Source organism: Stenotrophomonas riyadhensis (assembly GCF_040256885.1).
GTDB classification, from domain to species: Bacteria; Pseudomonadota; Gammaproteobacteria; order Xanthomonadales; family Xanthomonadaceae; genus Stenotrophomonas; species Stenotrophomonas riyadhensis.
The window spans coordinates 369918-388763 of sequence record NZ_CP155568.1 but is presented as its reverse complement, the minus strand read 5'-3'; the positions used below and the strand labels follow the sequence as shown (position 1 = coordinate 388763).

General features: G+C 66.8%; 18 protein-coding genes. 10 read left to right on the top strand and 8 right to left on the bottom strand.

All coding sequences use genetic code 11. From position 1 onward, the window contains the following. Positions 1-12: 12 nt before the first annotated feature. A complete protein-coding gene (locus SriyCCGPB3_RS01775; RefSeq protein ID WP_350259780.1) occupies positions 13-1503 on the bottom strand; it encodes a transglutaminase-like domain-containing protein in 1491 nt (496 codons plus the stop codon). Positions 1504-1635: 132 nt separating this feature from the next. Between SriyCCGPB3_RS01775 and SriyCCGPB3_RS01770 the strand changes: the two genes are divergently transcribed. From SriyCCGPB3_RS01770 to SriyCCGPB3_RS01745, 6 genes are all read left to right on the top strand, one after another. Then, positions 1636-3072 (top strand): SH3 domain-containing protein, encoded by a 1437-nt coding sequence (locus tag SriyCCGPB3_RS01770; RefSeq protein WP_350259779.1) that lies wholly within the window; start codon positions 1636-1638, stop codon positions 3070-3072. After that, entirely contained in the window at positions 3073-4167 is a 1095-nt protein-coding gene (locus SriyCCGPB3_RS01765) for a dipeptide epimerase (protein WP_110710846.1), read from the top strand. A gap of 538 nt (positions 4168-4705) precedes the next feature. Further along, positions 4706-5554, top strand: coding sequence for a MurR/RpiR family transcriptional regulator (locus tag SriyCCGPB3_RS01760; protein WP_094000606.1), 849 nt, complete (start codon positions 4706-4708; stop codon positions 5552-5554). Positions 5555-5569: 15 nt separating this feature from the next. Continuing rightward, entirely contained in the window at positions 5570-6328 is a 759-nt protein-coding gene (locus SriyCCGPB3_RS01755; RefSeq protein ID WP_350259778.1) for a L,D-transpeptidase family protein, read from the top strand. After that, entirely contained in the window at positions 6325-7626 is a 1302-nt protein-coding gene (locus SriyCCGPB3_RS01750; protein WP_350259777.1) for an APC family permease, read from the top strand. The genes SriyCCGPB3_RS01755 and SriyCCGPB3_RS01750 overlap by 4 nt, the downstream gene beginning before the upstream one ends. Positions 7627-7737: 111 nt before the next feature. Then, positions 7738-8061 (top strand): hypothetical protein, encoded by a 324-nt coding sequence (locus tag SriyCCGPB3_RS01745; RefSeq protein ID WP_110710842.1) that lies wholly within the window; start codon positions 7738-7740, stop codon positions 8059-8061. Between the two features lie 108 nt (positions 8062-8169). On the opposite strand, the gene yiaA is transcribed toward SriyCCGPB3_RS01745, so the two are convergent. Next, the gene (gene yiaA, locus SriyCCGPB3_RS01740) at positions 8170-8625 is read right to left on the bottom strand and encodes an inner membrane protein YiaA (RefSeq protein WP_110710841.1); all 456 of its coding nucleotides are present in this window, start codon (positions 8623-8625) and stop codon (positions 8170-8172) included. 168 nt (positions 8626-8793) lie between these two features. Between yiaA and SriyCCGPB3_RS01735 the strand changes: the two genes are divergently transcribed. Beyond that, a complete protein-coding gene (locus SriyCCGPB3_RS01735; protein WP_350259776.1) occupies positions 8794-9957 on the top strand; it encodes a PQQ-dependent sugar dehydrogenase in 1164 nt (387 codons plus the stop codon). 70 nt (positions 9958-10027) lie between these two features. Here the strand turns inward: SriyCCGPB3_RS01735 and SriyCCGPB3_RS01730 are convergent, their stop codons facing one another. The 4 genes from SriyCCGPB3_RS01730 to folB all read right to left on the bottom strand — a co-directional run bounded on the left by SriyCCGPB3_RS01730 (position 10028) and on the right by folB (position 14692). After that, positions 10028-10570 (bottom strand): hypothetical protein, encoded by a 543-nt coding sequence (locus SriyCCGPB3_RS01730; protein WP_248858844.1) that lies wholly within the window; start codon positions 10568-10570, stop codon positions 10028-10030. 131 nt (positions 10571-10701) lie between these two features. Continuing rightward, complete coding sequence (locus SriyCCGPB3_RS01725) at positions 10702-12876, bottom strand: glycoside hydrolase family 3 N-terminal domain-containing protein (protein WP_350259775.1); 2175 nt, start codon at positions 12874-12876, stop codon at positions 10702-10704. Between the two features lie 128 nt (positions 12877-13004). After that, positions 13005-14276: a mechanosensitive ion channel family protein gene (locus SriyCCGPB3_RS01720; protein WP_110710837.1), complete on the bottom strand. Its 1272-nt coding sequence runs from the start codon at positions 14274-14276 to the stop codon at positions 13005-13007. Positions 14277-14338: 62 nt separating this feature from the next. Beyond that, the gene (gene folB / locus SriyCCGPB3_RS01715; protein ID WP_110710836.1) at positions 14339-14692 is read right to left on the bottom strand and encodes a dihydroneopterin aldolase; all 354 of its coding nucleotides are present in this window, start codon (positions 14690-14692) and stop codon (positions 14339-14341) included. 307 nt (positions 14693-14999) lie between these two features. Between folB and SriyCCGPB3_RS01710 the strand changes: the two genes are divergently transcribed. After that, a complete protein-coding gene (locus tag SriyCCGPB3_RS01710; protein WP_350259774.1) occupies positions 15000-15710 on the top strand; it encodes a hypothetical protein in 711 nt (236 codons plus the stop codon). Positions 15711-15766: 56 nt separating this feature from the next. Here the strand turns inward: SriyCCGPB3_RS01710 and tsaD are convergent, their stop codons facing one another. Beyond that, positions 15767-16792, bottom strand: coding sequence for a tRNA (adenosine(37)-N6)-threonylcarbamoyltransferase complex transferase subunit TsaD (gene tsaD, locus SriyCCGPB3_RS01705; RefSeq protein ID WP_180859627.1), 1026 nt, complete (start codon positions 16790-16792; stop codon positions 15767-15769). 166 nt (positions 16793-16958) lie between these two features. On the opposite strand from tsaD, the gene rpsU reads away from it, so the two are divergent. Together rpsU and SriyCCGPB3_RS01695 are read left to right on the top strand one after the other, a co-directional pair. Continuing rightward, positions 16959-17174, top strand: coding sequence for a 30S ribosomal protein S21 (gene rpsU / locus SriyCCGPB3_RS01700; protein WP_002808376.1), 216 nt, complete (start codon positions 16959-16961; stop codon positions 17172-17174). A 133-nt stretch (positions 17175-17307) separates the two neighbouring features. Then, entirely contained in the window at positions 17308-17754 is a 447-nt protein-coding gene (locus SriyCCGPB3_RS01695) for a GatB/YqeY domain-containing protein (protein ID WP_180855405.1), read from the top strand. 78 nt (positions 17755-17832) lie between these two features. Here the strand turns inward: SriyCCGPB3_RS01695 and SriyCCGPB3_RS01690 are convergent, their stop codons facing one another. Next, positions 17833-18771, bottom strand: a complete 939-nt coding sequence (locus SriyCCGPB3_RS01690) for a hypothetical protein (RefSeq protein ID WP_228756498.1) — start codon at positions 18769-18771, stop codon at positions 17833-17835. Positions 18772-18846: the final 75 nt, after the last annotated feature.

Sequence of the window (18846 nt, the reverse complement as noted above, 5' to 3'; positions counted from 1 at the left end):
CGATGTGTCGCGCTAGCGTTGCCCGGCTGGCAGTACCCGCCACTGGAAGTCGTAGCTCCATTGGTCGAAGTACAGGTTGCCGCCTGCCCACTCGGCCTCGCCGCGCTGCGAGTCGACCGTTTCCGAGCGGAAGTGCTGCTTGGCCGGCACCAGGGCCTGGCCGAAATCGTCGTTGAAGGCGATGCGGTAGCCGTCGAGGCCACCCAGGTAGAAATCGCGCAGGGCCGGCACGTCGCTGGCCAGTGCGCCGGTGGTCACGTCCATCGGCAGCCATCCATACGGCGCCAGGTAGACCTGCCCCCAGTCATGCAGGTTGTTGTAACCACTGCCATCGCCGGAGAACACCATGCCCGACTGCCAGCGTGCGGGAATGCCGTTCATACGCAGCAGCGCGATCAGCAGCAGGGTCTGCTGCCCACAGTCGGCATGCCCGGCATGCAGCGCGTAATCGCTGATGTTGCTGATCGTGGAGTATTCGCGCGCACCGGCCCATGGAATGCGATCCACGGCAGCAAACAGCTTGCGCACCACTTCATACGGGCGGGTTTCCCCCTGCAGCACCTGGTCGGAGAACAGCTTCAGCGCCGGCGTGAAGCGCACGTGCGGCAGCTGCTCGGCCAGGTAGGGTTTCAGTGCCGGATCGGCCGGTGTCGGCTGCACCTTGGCCGGATCGATCGCGGTATGCCGGGCCAGGATCGTGACCGCATAGCGGACCTCGAAGCGGGTCGGCTGCCCGGCCACCGCTTTGGCTTCCAGATAGGCCGTGCGCTGCAGGGTGCTGGCTGGCGCCACGCGCGCCTTGCCCGGGGTGCTGCCCAGCCACTGCACCCGCTCCTGCTGGCCCGGGATCTCGCGCGGGTACGGAATCCAGGCGCGTACGGTCTCGCCGGCCGGCACCGCATCGGCTTTCACCGTGAGCGACTGGGTGAATTCAATGCGCTGCGGCAGTACCGACGCCCGGCCACTTTGTTCCGCTGCGGCAAGCACGCGTGCGTGGTGCGCGTTGAGCACCTCGTTTGGGCCCGGCGCCGGCATCGGTGCATCCGCGCGGCGGCGTGCACGTGCCTCGTCGCCGAGCAGGAACAGGTTCGACGGTGCGCGCTTGAAGTACCAGCGCGTGCCATCGATGTCGAGGTGTTCGATCAGTCCAAGCTGGTCCCAGCGTGCGAATTCCTCGTCGGTCAGGTCGGGAATCCAGCGGCGCACGGCAGACTTGGCGGCGGCTTCGTCGAGGGAAAAATCCAGGCGGATGCGGCGCATGCGCTCTTCCTGGAACGCGATGTCGTCGAAACTGACGCCAGGCTCCGCCGCGTCCGCAGCCGACCAGGTGTTCAGTTCGCTGCCGGCTTCGGAGAACCGTCCCGCGTCGATCATCTGCACGACCCGCGCAAACTGGATGGCCGAGGGTGGCGGCTCCGCTCCCGCCGACCACGCCCACAGCAGCAGCGCGGCACACAGGCCGGCAGTGGCAGGCAGACGTGGTTTGCGAACGGCAGGATCCACAGCGACACTTCCCCAGCGCGGGTGGTAACGGCTGTGTAACACGGGCCGGGATGCCGGTCAATAATTTATTCTTGCTTTCGATGCCAAAAGGAATAAATATTCCAACAGGCATTCGAGGAGGGTGTGCAGCGCATGATCCTGGCTTCCCGCGAACGGCATCGGCATTGGCCACGCCGCTTGACCCTGGCCCTGTGCCTGCTGGCCGCACCGGCCTTTGCACAGGCGGCCCCGCCGCCCGACCCGGGCGCGCCGCTGCCCTATGTGATCGGCCTGCACGAGGCCTACCTCACCCCGCAGTACTGGACCGCGCGCCTGGACAACGCAGACGTGCCGATCCTGGACCGCAGCCAGATCGAGGCACAGAACGCGCGGATGCAGGCACAGGACAGCCACATCCAGGACATCGCCACACTGCCAGCCCAGCTGGATGCGGCGACGGTGCGTGCCAGCATCACCTCGCTGTCGAGCTGGCCCAGCCGCATCCTGTACAACGACAAGGGCCAGGCCATCGCGCCGGCACTGCGCAGCGCGACCGAAGCCAATCTGGGCCTGCAGTCCATTCCCGCGCAGACGACACCGCAATACGGGCTGGTGGTGAAGCGCGCTGCACTGCGTACCTTCCCCACCCGCGAGCGCGTCTTCAGCAGCATCGGCGACACCGACATCGATCGCTTCCAGGAGTCGGCGCTGTTCCCCGGCGACAAGGTTGCCGTGGTCCATCGCAGCGCCGACGGCCGCTGGCTGTTCGTGCACAGCGAGCGCTACAGCGCATGGATCGAGGCCGATGCCATCGCCAGCGGCGACAAAGCCACGGTGCTCGGCTACGGCGCGAAGGGACCTTACCGGATCATCACCGGCGCCACCGCGCAGACTGCCTACACCCCGGAAGAACCGCGCGTCTCGCGCCTGCAGCTGGACATGGGCGTGCGCTTGCCGGTGCTGGCCGACTGGCCGGCGTCAGAGCCGGTGAACGGCCAGCAGGCGCACGCATCGTGGGTGGTGCAGCTGCCGGTACGCGAGGCCGATGGTCGATTGAAGCTGATACCGGCCCTGCTGCCGCGCTCGCAGGACACTGCCGCCGACTACCTGCCGCTGACCCCACGCCTGCTGCTGCAGCAGGCCTTCAAGTTCCTCGGTGAACGCTACGGCTGGGGCCACGACTACGACACCCGCGACTGCAGCGGTTTCGTATCCGAGATCTACCGCAGCTTCGGCGTGCTGCTGCCACGCAATACCAGCGCGCAGGCGGTCAGTCCGGCGCTGGATCGCCTGCCGTTCACCGGCAAGGACGGCAAGGCCGTGCGCGACCGCGCCGTCACCGACCTGCAGGTGGGCGACCTGGTCTACATCCCCGGCCACGTGATGATGACCATTGGCCACGTCGACGGCCGCACCTGGGTCATCCACGATACGGCGGGCGGCAGCTGGTTCGGTGTTGACGGCAAGCGCGTGCAGGCCCACCTCAATGGTGTTTCGGTCACCCCGCTGGAGCCGATGATGGCCAGCGACAGCGTCCGCTACATCGACCGCATCACCAACATCCAACGCCTGCGTGCCAAGACCCCCTGAATGAAGATCACTGCCATCGAACTGGGCATGCTGCGCGTGCCGCTGAAGACACCGTTCAAGACTGCCCTGCGCACGGTGGAAACCGTGGAAGACGTGGTGGTGCTGATCCGCACCGACACCGGCAACACCGGCTACGGTGAAGCCCCGGCCACGGCGGTGATCACCGGCGATACGCACGGCTCGATCATCGAAGCGATCCGCCACTTCATTGCGCCGCGCCTGATCGGCCAGGACGTGGCCAACCTCAATCGCCTGTGCGGTCTGGTGCAGACCGCGATGGAGCGCAACACCAGCGCCAAAGCCGCGGTGGAGATCGCGCTGTACGACCTGTGGGCGCAGCTGCACGGTGCACCGCTGTACCAGATGCTCGGCGGCGGCGACCCGGTGATCACCACCGACATCACCATCAGCGTGGACTACATCGACAAGATGGTGGCCGATTCGCTGTCGGCGATCGAGCGCGGCTTCGAGTCGCTGAAGATCAAGGTCGGCAAGGACATCGGCCTGGACATCGAACGGGTCAAGGCGATCCACGCCGCTGTGGAAGGCCGCGCCCTGCTGCGGCTGGATGCCAACCAGGGCTGGACCGCCAAGCAGGCGGTGCATGCGATGCGCACGCTGGAGGAAGCCGGCGTGGTACTGGAGCTGCTGGAGCAGCCGGTGAAGGCGGCCGACATCAGCGGCCTGAAGTACGTCACCGACCGCGTCAACACGCCGGTGATGGCCGACGAAAGCGTGTTCAGCCCGAGCCAGGTGATGGACCTGATCCAGCAGCGCGCGGCCGACATCATCAACATCAAGCTGATGAAGACCGGCGGCCTGTCCAACGCGATCCGCATTGCCGACATCGCCGGCATCTACGGCGTGCCCTGCATGATCGGCTGCATGATCGAATCCAGCATCAGCGTGGCTGCCGCCGTGCATCTGGCGGTGGCCAAGAGCGATGTGATCACCAAGGTCGACCTGGATGGCCCCTCGCTGGGCCAGTTCGACCCGGTCAGCGGGGGCGTGCATTTCAACGAATCGGAGATCAGCATCAGCGACGTACCGGGGCTGGGCATCACCGAAGTGCGTGGGCTGGAGATGCTGGGGTGACCCGCGCAGTCGAGCATGGCTCGACTCTACAAGGGCCGTGCGTATCTGATGCTTGGTCGGGCGTTACTTTTCTTTCTGCGGAAAGAAAAGTAACCAAAAGAAACGCTCCGCCGGCCGCGAGCCGACGTGCTGCGCACGTCGGTGCCCTGCGCTCCTCGGCCCGCCGAGGGACGGCGCGGAACTCGCTGCGCTCAGACACCCGCGCCTCTTCGCCCTCGCCGGACCTGCGGTGCTCGGCTCGCTACAAGGCGGACTCAACGTCCAAAGCAACAGCTGCACCCAGTAAATCCATGCCACGCGTGGATGCACCTGCTCTTGCTTCTGCCCTACCCCGTAACCCCTTCGCGGCTGGCACGCGCGCGATGTGTCCGAGGTCGGGCGGGTGGGGTTTGCAGGGGTGTCCGCCGCATGGATGCGGCGGCCAAGCCTCCATGGACGGATTCACGGCGTCCCCTGCAAACCCCACCCGCCCGACCCACTCCATGACACGCTCTACGCGACCAACCGCAATGCGCCTACACATGCCCGGACTCCCCGCATGCCGCCCCTGCTGAAGATCCGTTCCGAGCGCGGGCAGATGTCGGCCATCGAGCGCCGCATCGCCGACTTCATCCTCGACAACGCCCACCTGCTGCGCGACTACTCGTCCCAGCAGCTGGCCAGCGCGCTGGGCATCAGCCAGTCCAGCGTGGTGAAATTCAGCCAGAAGCTCGGCTTCAAGGGCTACCCGGACCTGAAGTACTCCATCGGCCAGGATGTAGCTCGCGCCGGTGCCGACCCGCAGCAGGCGCCCAGCGAACCCGACAGCGGCGATGACTACCTGCGCCTGGGCGAGGCCCTGCGCCGCAGCAAGGCACAAGCCGAAGAGGAAACCCGACAGGCCAATCCACGCGGGGAAATCGAGCGCATCGTGCAGCTGCTCGACGGCGCGCCGAAGCTGTTCGTGTACGGCCTGGGTGACGACGGCCTGTTCGCCCGCGAGTTCGCCATGCGGCTGTCGCTGCTCGGCCTGCTGGTGGTGCCGCATACCGACCCGATCCTGATGCTGGCCAACCTGTCGGCCGCACGTCCCGGCGATGCGCTGCTGGTGTTCTCCGAGTTCGGCAACCTGCCGCAGCTTTCACAGTTGTCGCGGCAGTTCCAGGACATGGGTGGCAAGGTGATTTCCATTACCCGCCACACCGCCAACCCGCTGCGCGCGCATGCTGATGCAACACTGGTGGTGTGTGCGCACGACCGCACGCCGCAGGTCGCGCAGCTGCTGTACCGTAGCGCCATGCACGCGCTGCTCGATTTCCTGTTCGTGCTGCTCTGCCACGCCAATCCGGATCGCCAGCAGCAGCTCGCGGTGAACCTGGAGCGGATCGACCACCTGCTGGATTCCTGACCGGAGCGCACGTTGATGAAATCGCTGGTCCGCCTCGCTACTGCCGTGCTGCTTTCTGCGGCGATGTCCGCCCACGCCGCGCCACTGGATGGCGCGCGCCAGCTGATCGTGGTCACCAGCGAAAGCTGGGACAGCACCGAGGGACAACTGCAGGCCTATGTGCGTGATGGCAAGGGCTGGCATGCACGTGGGCAGGCGTTCCCGGTGGCGCTCGGCCGTACCGGCAGCGCCTGGGGGCTAGGCCTGCATCCGGCGCAGACCGACGGCCCGCAGAAACAGGAAGGCGATGGCCGCAGCCCGGCCGGCGTGTTCGCGCTGGGCAGCGCGTTCGGCTATGCCGTTACACGCCCCGGCACCGCCATGCCCTACCAGCCGATGCTGGACAGCAGCTACTGCATGGATGTGCCCGGCTCGCCATTCTACAACCGCATCGTGGATGAAAAGAAGGTCGGCAGTGCAGCGGTCAAGGGCTCCACCGAGCCGATGCGGCTGGACCTGCACAACAAGGGCGACGTGCGCTATCAACAGGGCTTCGTGATTGCCCACAACCCAAGCAACCAGCCCGGCAAGGGCAGCTGCATCTTCGCCCATCTGTGGCGCCAGCCGGGTGAGGCCACCGCTGGCTGCACCGCCATGCCGCAGGCGCGCATGCAGGCCCTGCTGGACTGGCTGCGGCCGCAGGATACGCCGCGCTTCGTGCTGCTGCCGCGCACCGAGTACAAGCGCCTGCAGGCCCAGTGGCAGCTGCCCGCACTGCGCGGAGACACCCGTTGAGCGCGCAGGACGAACCGCAGCTGCAGCGCGCGGTCAGCCGCTGGCAGATCGTCGGCCTGTCGATCAACGATGTGATCGGCAGCGGCATCTACCTGCTGCCGGCCGCCACCGTCGCCCTGCTCGGTCCCTTCAGCCTGTGGGGCGTGGTCGCCGCCGGCATCGTCGTCGCGCTGCTGGTGCTCTGCTACGCGCAGGCCGCCAGTTACTTCGATGACCCCGGAGGCAGCTACCTGTATGCCCGCGAAGCCTTCGGCCGCTTCGCCGGTTTCGAGATCGGCTGGATGATCTGGCTGACCCGCATCAGCTCGGCGGCCGCATTGAGCAACGCGCTGGCCGATGCCGTCGCGCGCTTCTGGCCATGGGCCGGCGCCGGCATGGGCCGCATCGCGGTGATCGTGGTGTCGCTGGGCTTCCTGACCGGCGTCAACATCATCGGCGTACGCTCGGCCGCGCGTACCGGCGTGGTGCTGGTGATCGGCAAGATGCTGCCGCTGCTGCTGTTCGTGGCCATCGGTGCGTTCTACATCGATCCGCAGCTGGCCTTCTCCGGCCAGCGCCCGGACCCGCATGACCTGCAGCGCATGGGCGAAGCCGCCTTGCTGCTGCTGTACGCCTACGCCGGCTTCGAGAACATCCCGGCTGCAGCGGGCGAGTACCGCAATCCGCGCCGCGATATTCCGTTCGCGCTGATCACCATGATCATCACCGTCACCGTCATCTACGGCGCGGTGCAGGTGGTGGCGCAGGGCACGCTGGCCGGCCTGGCCAGCTCGGCCACACCGCTGGCCGATGCCGCCGCCGGCTTCGGTGGCGAAGCCCTGGCGCTGATCCTGACCATCGGCGCGACCATCTCCATCCTCGGCACCAACAGCAACACGATGATGATGGGCCCGCGCTTCCTGTTCGCGCTGGCCCGCGATGGCTACGGGCCGAAGATCCTGGCGCAGGTGCATCCGCGCTTCCACACGCCGGCCGCGTCGATCCTGTGTCAGGGCCTGATCGCACTCGGCCTGGCCCTGTCCGGTTCGTTCGTGCAGCTGGCGCTGCTGTCGATGACCACGCGTCTGTTCGCCTACATCGGTACTGCCGCTGCAGTACTGGTGCTGGCCAAGCGCTACGCCAACCGCCCCGGTGCATTGCAGCTGCCCGGTGGCCCGCTGATTCCGGTGCTGGCGCTGCTGCTGTGCGTTGCGCTGTTCGCCAGTGCCAGCTGGCAGAACATCGTCGCGGCGCTGGTGGCGTTCGCCATCGGCGCGGTGATCTACAAGCTGCCGCGCAAGGATGCCGACGCCGGGTGATCGATAGCGCCGGGCCATGCCCGGTGGATTGATCTGGCGATCACGCTGCCGGACCGGGCCGTTAACCGCGGTGCAGGCACGATCAGGCTTCGTCCACAACGGAGCCCTTCCATGACCGAGTACCAGATTCCCGGCCGCGTACCGGACGACAGCACACCGCGCGATGCGGTCAGCAACTACTGGCGCGAACGCTACACGGCCGAACCGTACTACGACGACCAGCTGTTCTTCGAGGACTATGAGCCGGCCTACCGCATCGGCCACGCCGCACGTGCGCAGGACATGATCCGCGCCTACGAGGAAGTGGAACGCGAGCTGGAATCACGCTGGGCCAGCGAACGCGGCCGCAGCCGCCTGGACTGGGCGCAGGCACGCAATGCGGCGCGTCGTGGCTGGGAGGAAGCGCAGCGGGCGGATCCGCGTCTAACGCGGTAGCGCAAGCCCCCTGTAGAGCCGAGCCTACGCTCGGCTCTCGCACCTCGTCTGTAGAAGTCGAGCCATGCTCGACTGAGCCGGGCATGGCTCAGCTCTACACCGGATCGATCACTCCTGTTCCGGCAGCGGCGGCACGGTCGCGCTGCGCTTGCTTTCACCGCCGCCGGCGGCGATCAGGTCGCGGGTGTTCTTCTGCACCGCCACCGCACCGAACAGCGACAGCGCGTACGCCATGCCGTAGAAGCCCTTCTCGCTCGACGCCAGGGTGGCATTCCACAGCCCAACCAGCAGCAGCATCAGCGCCGACAGCAGCGCGAACCAGCACAGTGCGTAGTACAGCGCGCTCACCGGAATGCCCTCGACGCGGTCACGCACGCTCTTCTGCAGCGACACCGCCGCGAACAGGCCGAACAGCAGCAGGGTCAGGTAGTAGCCCTTCTCGTTGAGCGCCATCGTGGCGGCATTGAACAGGCCGATCAGGTAGGCCGCCGCACCCAGCAGCAGGGCCACCCACGAGGCGGCGATGAAGGCGGTGGACGGCTTGTGGGGCATGGCAGTGTTCATTGCAGGTCCTTGGCAGGCAGGCGGGCACGCTTTGCCCGGGCGTACCCACCCTAGACGATCCCACGGCCGCCGCACAGGGGGCGCAGGACCTTCGGGCCACGACGGTCACCGCTGCAGTGGTATACAAGGGACAGCCCGGCCATCCGCATCCCCGCACTGGAGATACCCATGACCCGCACGCCCCTGCTGCTCGCCCTCGGCCTGGTGCCGATCCTCGCCACCTCCGCCTGCAATGCTGCCGGTCCGGAGACGACACCGGCCGCCAAGGCCGCTCCGGCCACCGCCGCCGACCAACGTCCGTTCACCGCCACCGAAGTCAGCCGTTTCGACCAACCGTGGGCGATGAGCTTCCTGCCCGACGGCAGCCTGCTGGTTACCGAGAAGCGTGGAAAGCTGCAGCATCTGGACCTGGCCACCGGCCAGAAGCACGAAATCACCGGCGTTCCCAAGGTCGCCTATGGCGGCCAGGGCGGCTTCGGTGATGTGATCCTGCATCCGCAGTTCGCCCGCAACCACGTGATCTACCTCAGCTACGCCGAGGAAGGCACGCTGGATACCCGTGGTGCCGCCGTGGCCCGGGCCACGCTGGCGCTGGACGCCAATGGTGCCGGCCAGCTGAAGGACCTGAAGGTGATCTGGCGGCAAAGCCCCAAGGTCAGCGGTGAGGGCCACTACGGCCATCGCCTCGCCTTCGGTCCGGACGGCAAGCTGTGGATCAGCTCCAGCGAGCGCCAGAAGTTCGATCCGGCGCAGGACATGGGCAGCAACCTCGGCAAGATCATCCGCCTCAACGACGATGGCAGCCTGCCCGCCGACAACCCGTTCACCTCGCAGGGCGGGGTTGCCGCGCAGGTGTGGTCGCTGGGTCACCGCAACATCCTCGGCATGGCCTTCGATGCCAACGGCAAGCTGTGGGCGCACGAGATGGGCCCGGCTGGCGGCGACGAACTGAACCTGATCGTGCGCGGCGCCAACTACGGCTACCCGATCGTCTCCAATGGCAACCACTACGACGGCCGCCCGATTCCCGATCACGATACCCGGCCGGAATTCGCCGCCCCGAAGGTGACCTGGACGCCGGTGATTTCGCCGGCCGGCTTCGTGATCTACAGCGGTACCCTGTTCCCGCAGTGGAAGGGCAGCGGCTTCATCGGCGGCCTGTCGTCCACCTCGCTGGTGCGTGTGGCCTTCGATGGTGACAGCGCGCGCGAAGCCGAGCGCTTCAACATGGGCGAGCGCATCCGCGAAGTGGAACAGGGCCCGGATGGCGCGCTGTGGCTGCTGGAAGATGGCAGCAAGGCGCGCCTGCTGAAGCTCACGCCGAAGACCTGATGCCCCGATAGTGCCGGCCGCTGGCCGGCACGTTTGCCCGCAACGGCCCCGCACGCGGGGCCGTCTGCGTTCACTGGATGGTGATGACCTTCACCTCGGTCTGCGCACAGGCCTGGTCCAGGCACTGCCCGTTCAACCACACCTGCCCGTCACCGATCATCACGCCCTGCTGGTTGACGAACACCTTGCCGAAGTCCTGCCCGGACACCGCCTTGACCACCGCCGGGGTGATGATCTTCTCGTAGTTGCGCTGGAACTCACCGGGGCCGGTGATCTTCTTTCCACCGCTGATGTTCAACGGGAAGCGCACTTCCTCCACCACCGCAGCGCGATCACCGCTGACCACCGCGGTCTTGAACGCGTTGAAGACCTTCTCGTACTGCGCGGCATCACCGAGCAGGGTCTCGATGCGTGCACGCGCGTCTTCCGCGGACACATCCGCCGGTGCGGCGCCGACCGGCTCAGCAGCAGCCTTCGCCGGTTCAGCCGCGGGCGTCGCCGCAGCACTGGCCTCCATCGGCGGCGGTGCATCCACCGCAGGCTCGGCCGGCGGCGCCGGCTGCGAACAGGCCGCCAGCAACAGGGCGGGAATCAACACAGCGATCGTGCGCATGCGCGGGCATCCATCGGTTCAAGAACACCGATGGTAGCGCCGTGCCAGTGAGGACAACAAAAAAGGGGACGGAGGGGATTAAGTCGTTTGTGCCACTAACGACTTAATCCCCTCCGTCCCCTTTTTCTCGATCAGGCCTTCAGCAGTTCGAACTGCACGGCTTCACCTGCCGCAGACGAGGCGCAGACCCACAGGTCGAACTGGCCCGGCTCGGCACGCAGCACGCCGTCGCGGCCGGTGAACGCCAGCTGCTCGCGGGTCAGGGTGAACACCACTTCGGCCGACTCGCCCGGCTGCAGTGCCACCTTGCGGAAGTCCTTCAGTTCGCGCACCGGACGCACGCGGCTGGCCACGCGGTCGTGGATGTACAGCTGCACCACTTCTTCACCGGCCACGTCGCCACTGTTGGTCAACGTGGTGGTGATGGTCAGGCTGTCGTCCCAGCCAAGCTGGGCCGCACTCAGCTGCGGCATGCCGTAAGCGAAGGTGGTGTAGCCGATGCCATGCCCGAACGGATACAGCGGCTCGTTCGGGATCTCGCGCCAGCGTGCCTTGAACTCGGACATGGTCGGCAGTTCCGGGCGACCGGTGCGCGGGTGGTTGTAGAAATACGGCTGCTGGCCGGACACCTGCGGGAAGCTGACCGGCAGGCGGCCGGACGGGCTGTAGTCGCCGAACAGCACATCGGCCACCGCATGGCCGGTCTGCGTGCCGAGGTACCAGGTCACCGCCACCGCCTGTGCATTGCGCACCGCGCCCTGCAGCGCCAGCGCGCGGCCATTGCGCAGCAGCACCACCAGCGGCTTGCCGGTCATCGCCACCGCCTCGGCCAGCGCCTGCTGGGCCGGCGGCAGGGTGATCTCCACGCGCGACTGCGCTTCACCGCTGTAGCGCTGCGGCTCGCCCAGCGCCAGCACCACCACATCAGCACGCAGCGCGGCGGCCACGGCCGCTTCGGTGCCGCCCGGAATCGCGGTTTCCAGTTCGCAGCCCGGCACGATCTCCAGCAACGCCTCGTCGCCGATGGCGGCACGCACGCCGGTTTCCAGGTCCACGTAGCGCTGCTTGTCGCCGAACAGGGTCCAGCAGCCTTCGATGTTCTCGCGGTCCTGCACGAACGGGCCGATCAGCGCGATCTTCTGCCCGCGCTTCTGCAGCGGCAGCACGTTGTCGCGGTTGTTCAGCAGCACGATCGAACGGCGCGCGGCATCGCGCGACAGCGCGTCATGCGCGGCGAGGTGCGACGTATCGGCTTCGCGCGCCGGGTCCAGCGAACGGTACGGGTCGTCGAACAGGCCGATGGTTTCCTTCAGCCACAGGATGCGGCGCACGCCTTCATCCAGCACCGCCATCGGCACCTCGCCGCTCTCGACCAGGCCCGGCAGGTGCTCGGCGTAGAAACCGCTCTGCATGCTCAGGTCCAGACCGGCGGTGAACGCCTTGGCGGTGGCATCGCGGTCATCGGCGGCATAGCCGTGCGCGACCAGTTCCATGTCGGCGGTGTAGTCGGAGATCACCACGCCCGGGAACTTCCACTCACCGCGCAGGATGTCGGTCAGCAGCTCGGCATTGGCGCTGGCCGGCACGCCGTTGATGTCGTTGAACGAGGACATCACGGTGATCGCGCCGGCGTCGAAGGCGGCCTTGAACGGCGGCAGGTGCACGTCGCGCAGGGTCTGCGGCGAGATGTCCACCATGTTGTATTCCATGCCGGCCATCACCGCACCGTAGGCGGCGAAGTGCTTCGGCGTGGCCAGCAACGAATCGTCGGCGCGCAGGTCGCTGCCCTGGAAGCCGCGCACGCGGGCGGCGGCGAACGCACAGCCCAGCACCACGTCCTCACCGGCACCCTCGGCGCCACGGCCCCAGCGCTGGTCGCGGGCGATGTCCACCGCCGGCGCATAGGTCCAGTGCAGGCCGGCAGCGGTGGCTTCGATGGCGGTGGCGCGTGCGGTGCGCTCGGCCAGCTCCGGCTCGAAACTGGCGGCCTCGCCCAGCGGGATCGGGAACACGGTGCGCATGCCGTGGATGACGTCGGCGGCCAGGATCACCGGGATGCCGAGGCGGCTCTCTTCGGTGGCGACCTGCTGGATCCGGCGGCCCAGCTCGGCGCCCACGCCGTTGAACAGGGAACCGACCTTGCCCTCGCGTACCTGCTGCAGCACCTGGTCGGCATTGCGCACGTTGGCTTCCGGGTTCACGTCCGGGGCGAACGGGCGGACCATGTCCGCGAAGACACCCAGCTGGCCGACCTTTTCCTCGACGGTCATCTGGGCAATGAGGGATTCGATGCGATCGGAGGCCACCAGCAGTCCTTGATGAAAACGTTTACAAGCCCGGCATTCTAGCGATCCCGAGCCATTTGGCGAGAGGTTTCGTCATTCAGTTTCAGGCTCCAGCCGGATCCGTACGGTCCGGCCGGAGGCATCGCAGCTTACTCCGAGCCGGCCAACTGGCGCTGCCCGGCCATCAACATGGCGTCGCTGGAGGCCTGGAACACCCGCAGGCCGAAGGCCGGCAGGATCGCCAGCAGGTGGTCGAAGATGTCCGACTGCACCGCCTCGTACTCGCCCCAGGCGGTGCTGCGGGTGAAGCAGTACAGCTCCAGCGGCAGGCCCTCGGTGGTCGGCTGCAGCTGTCGCACCAGCAGGGTCATGTCGGTATGGATGCCCGGGTGACTGCGCAGATAGCGCTCCACATACGCACGGAAGGTGCCCAGGTTGGTCACCCGGCGGCTGTTGACCTCGGCCACGCCCTGCTCGCGCAGGCGCCCGTTCCACTGGCCCAGCTCCTGCTCCTTCTCCTGCAGGTAGTCACGCAGCAATGCGAATTCGCCGAGGAAGGCCAGGTCGCCCTTGTCCAGGAATCCCACGCTGTGCTGGTCCAGGTACAGCGCGCGCTTGATGCGGCGGCCACCGGCCTCCTGCATGCCGCGCCAGTTCTTGAACGACTCGGTCACCAGCTTCTTGGTCGGGATGGTGGTGATGGTCTTGTCGAAGTTCTGCACCGTGACGGTATGCAGCGCGATATCGATGACGTCACCGTCGGCGTTCTGACTGGGCATCTCGATCCAGTCGCCGATGCGCACGCGGCCATCGCCACTGATCTGCACACTGGCCACCAGCGACAGGATGGTGTCCTGGAAGATCAGCATCAGCACCGCTGTGGCCGCGCCCAGGCCGGTCACCAGCGGGCCCAGCTTCACCCCCAGCAGGGTGGCGATGATGGACAGGCCGGCGGCCACGAACACCACGATCTTGACCACCTGCAGGTAGCCCTTGATCGGCTTGTTGCGCGCATCGGGCTTGCGTTCGTACAGGCTGTTGGCCGCGTCCAGCGCATGCGAGAACGCCATCGACACCGTCAGTACGGCCCATACGATGCACAGCTTGATGATGACGTTGACCAGGCCTGGCGGCAGATCGGGAATGAGGGTGATGCCCGAGGCGATCACCTGGCTGGGCACCACGTTGGACAGGCGCGAGATCACCCGCATCAGGTGGCTGCCGCGCCCGGACTCGGCGCCGGGCAGGCGCTGCAGCAGGCGCCGCAGGCCGCGCACGAGAATGCGCTTGGTCACCCAGTTGGCCAGGCCCGCGGCGATCAGCAGGGCTGAGATCATCAACGCCAGGTAGGCGCCGGGATAGGGTTCCAGTGTGTTCTGCAGCCGTTCCAGCCACTGTACCGCCACCACCGCGTCCACCATCAGTTGTCTCCTTGCGTTGTCGTTGTTGTTGGGGGTGCCGGCCAGCGGCCGGCACTACCGGATCAGTCCCGCGAGCGCTCGATGATCACGCCCACCGCGCGCGCGCCACGCACCGCGCCGGGCTTGCTCAGTTTCAGGCGCAGCCACTTCACGTCGAATTCGTCCAGCACGATCCGTGCGCAGCGCTCGGCCAGGGTTTCCACCAGGCCGAACTCCGACTCGCGCACGAACTGCTCCAGGCGCTTGCTCACCGCCTTGTAGTTCAGGGTATGGGCGATGTCGTCGGAGGCCGCGGGACGACGGTTGTCGAAGCCCATTTCCAGGTCGAACACCAGGTCCTGGCGGATCCGTCGTTCCCAATCGTAGATACCGATCAGGGCGTCGATCGTCAGCCCCTCGATGAAAACCTTGTCCATTGCGCTTACCAGCCCGAGTACAGGGGGCCATGGTAACGGCACGGCGGTGAGCCTGCCCGGAACGGGCGATGAGCAGCCGGCAGGGACACGGCTTCAGAAAAGACAAAGGGCCCTGCTAGCGGGGCCCTTTGGTACCTCTCAACGTCCCCAGGGGAAGCTGGAATCCAGCCGCGAGTCCCGGAGCACACGCCGCAAGGTTAGGAGTGCCCCCAGACCAGTCAATTGGCAAATGCGTCACGGCAGACGACCGGGTGAAAAACCGAGCCGATCCACGAAAAAACACCGACGATCATGATGCCGTTTTCTGATGTTCCTGCCTCGTTCCCAAGGTCAAGGTGAAACCACGTTCCCTGGGAGTGAGTTGATGAAGGAAAGCAGGATCCTGCAGGCAGCGCTATCCCGGCAGAGATGGTCGACCTACGAGCGCATCGCTTCTCGTTGCGTAGCCGATCCAGCCACGCTCTATGCCTGGAACATGCAGATGTGTGCTGCTCTCCTGCCACCGTTGCATATCTGTGAAGTCGTGATCCGCAATGCAGCCGCTACGGCGCTGGTGCATCGCTATGGTCGATGCTGGCCCTGGCATCCAGCGCTGCTGCGCAGCCTTCCTGCCGAAGGCGCCCTTGCCTCGCTATGCGATGTCCGCGGCAGCGCCGGAGCTCCGCGGGATGTACCGGAGGTCATCGCCAAACTGCGATTCGGCTTCTGGCAGCAATTGTTCGCTCGACGGTTCGAGCATTCGATCTGGGCCGGGACCATGGGCCTGGCGCTGCCACACGCACCCTCGGTGCCGCTGTCCGTCCTGCGTCGGTCCATCCATGCCGACCTCGACCGCATCCGCCTCCTGCGCAATCGGATCGCCCACCACGAACCCATCCTGGAACGCGACATCGGTGCCGACCTGGCGGCGATCGGACGGCTGATCCACGCCCGCTGCCCGCACACTCTGGGGTGGCTGCAGCGCCATGAGCGGGCGACGACGGTATTGGCAGCGTCGCCGTTGGGCGCGCGTGCGTAGCCTGGATCACGCGCAGTCGAGCATGGCTCGACGCTACAGGGAGCGGCCGTTGGAACTCAGACCGCCGGCAGCGTCGCCATATCCCAACGCGGGGTCACGTCCACCTTCGGCGGGCTGTGCTGGCCGGCCTGCAGCCGCAGCGCGCCGGCGAAGGCGATCATCGCGCCGTTGTCGGTGCACAACGCCGGCCGCGGGAAACAGGCCCGTCCGCCGAGGCGCTCGGCCATCTGCTGCAGGCGGGCGCGCAGGCGCTTGTTGGCACCGACACCGCCGGCCACCACGATCACATTGGTCCCGGCCGCTTCCAGCGCGCGCTCGCACTTGATCGACAGGGTCTCGACCACGGCGTCTTCGAAGCCCCGGGCGATGTCAGCGCGGGTCTGCTCGCTCTGGTCGCTGTCGCGCCAGGCCATCAGGACCTGGGTCTTCAGGCCGGAGAAGCTGAAATCCAGCCCCGGGCGGTCGGTCATCGGCCGCGCGAAGCGGTAGGCCCCCGGCCTGCCCTGCTCGGCCAGCCTGGCCAGCTGCGGGCCGCCCGGGTACGGCAGGCCCATCAGCTTGGCGGTCTTGTCGAAGGCCTCGCCGGCCGCATCGTCCAGGGTCTCGCCCAGCAGGCGGTACTGGCCGATCGCGTCCACCGCCACCAGCTGGGTATGCCCACCGGACACCAACAGCGCCACGAACGGCGCTTCCGGCGGATCGTCTTCCATCAACGGCGCCAGCAGGTGGCCTTCCATATGGTGTACGCCCACCGCCGGCACCTCCAGCGCCCAGGCCAGCGAACGCGCCACGCCCGCGCCGACCAGCAGTGCCCCGACCAGGCCGGGCCCGGCCGTATAGGCCACGCCGTCGATGTCGTCCACGCCAAGGCCGGCGTCGGCCAGGGTCTGTCGCACCAGCGGCAGCAGCTTGCGGACGTGGTCGCGGCTGGCCAGTTCGGGCACCACACCACCGTATTCGGCGTGCAGGGCGATCTGGCTGTAGACCGCATGGGCGCGCAGGGCCGCGCTGCCGGCCAGGTCGGTGTCATACACCGCCACGCCGGTCTCATCACAGGAAGATTCGATGCCAAGGACTCGCATGCCTGCTATTATGACGCCCCTGCCGCCCCCTCGGGGGACGTGCAGATCTCACTGCTTTCGAACCCCCGGCCCGTATTCAGGGTTGGCCGCTTGCAGTTTGTTGATTCGCCGCTATAATGTGCGGCTCGCCGGGCGTGACCCGGTTCTACTGTGTCCCGGAGATTCCATGCCCAGCGTCAAAGTCCGCGAGAACGAGCCCTTCGAGTTTGCTCTTCGCCGCTTCAAGCGCACTTGCGAAAAGGCCGGTGTGCTGGCCGAAACCCGCAAGCGCGAGTTCTACGAAAAGCCGACCCAGGAGCGCAAGCGCAAGGCCGCCGCTGCTGTGAAGCGTCAGCTGCGCCGCTCGTCGCGCGACGTCACCAAGCGTCAGCGCCTGTACTGATCGGACGCATCTTCATTGCGGCGGGCCTGCCCGTCGCGATGGAGCCGAAGCCGGCACGCGCGAGCGTCGCCGGCTTTTTGCGTTTTCGGGTTCGGGCATCCGCCCCGCCCCACCTACCACCACGAGGTTCCTCATGAGCATGAAGCAGCAGCTCACCGAAGACATGAAGGCCGCCATGAAGGCGGGCGAGAAGCACAAGCTGGGCGTGATCCGCCTGATCAACGCCGCCATCAAGCAGCGCGAAGTGGACGAGCGCATCGAGCTGGATGACACCGCCGTGATCGCCGTGCTCGACAAGATGGTCAAGCAGCGCAAGGACTCGGTCAGCCAGTTCGAAGCCGCCAACCGCGAAGACCTGGCCGAGATCGAGCGCGCCGAGATCGTGGTCATCGAAGCCTACCTGCCGGCCAAGATGGGCGAAGCCGAGATCGTGGCCGCCATCCAGGCCGCCATCGCCGAGACCGGCGCCTCCGGCCCGGCCGATATGGGCAAGCTGATGGGCGCCCTGAAGCCCAAGCTGGCCGGCCAGGCCGACATGGGTCTGGTGTCCAAGCTGGTCAAGCAGCAGCTGGCCGGCTGAACCTCGCCGCACCTGCCGGATACGACAAGGCCCGCAAATGCGGGCCTTGTCGTATCCGGCAGGTGGTGGCGCTGCCGCTTACACCTGGCGGCAGTTGCGCAGGGTCATCGAGCTGCCCTCGAGCGAGCTCACCTCGCCTTCCAGCTTTGCCCAGTCACGCTCGCGCAGCATGCTGAAGTTGGCAGCCTGGTCCGGCGCGAACTCGCAGCGGATGGTGTAGTTGTTGTTGTTGAAGGAGTCGTTCTGGCGGATCCGCAGCAGGCCGCGTTCCGGCGTCACCAGGTAGTTGATCGACCCCACTTCACCCGGGCGGGTGGAGTAGCTGTTCCGATTGACCGTATATACCTGCCCGTCGATGCGGTATCGGCGGCCGATGTACTTCGCGTACAGCGGCAGGAAGGTGGCCGAACGATCGCCCAGGTCTTCCTTGTTGGTGGTGGTTCCCAGCATCAGGTCCTTGAAGCTGCCGGCGGCATTGTAGGCCGCCATCGTGCTGCGCACTTCCTTGCCCATCTTCTTGGACAGGTCCGGCGCGGCCACCTCTTCCGGCGCAGGCATGGGCTGCTTCGAGCGCGCCGCCGCGGCAAGCGCTTCGCCCTGGCTGCCCCCCTTCAGCTTGTCCAGCATGGCGCACATCGACTGCCGCGCCTCTTCCTGGCCGATCGTCTGGCCACGCGCCAGCTTCGTCGCAAGGGTGACCCGGCCGGTGTGGTCGGCGGTGCCGATCAGCACCAGCGGCGTACGCAGCCCCTTGGTCTGGATCAGGTACTGGTTGCCGGTATTGCCTTCCACCAGCTGCCCGCCCACTTCGAATTCATCCTCCGCACCGATCTGCCGCAGCTGGTCCAGCGCGCTCTGCACCTTCAGCCCCGGCACGGTGATGTCGGCCATGTACATCGCGCCGTTTCGCGGATCCCCTACCGTCTTGAATGCCTTCTCACAGGCGGCCGATGCTGCGGCAGCCGAGCCGCTCACGGTCGCCAGCAACACCATCGTGGTGTAGACCATCCCTTTCATAACGCGTCCTTCTGTAGAGAAATTGGAATGTCGTGGCCCTGCGCTGCGGCAGCCGGCCCCGGATACCGCGACGGC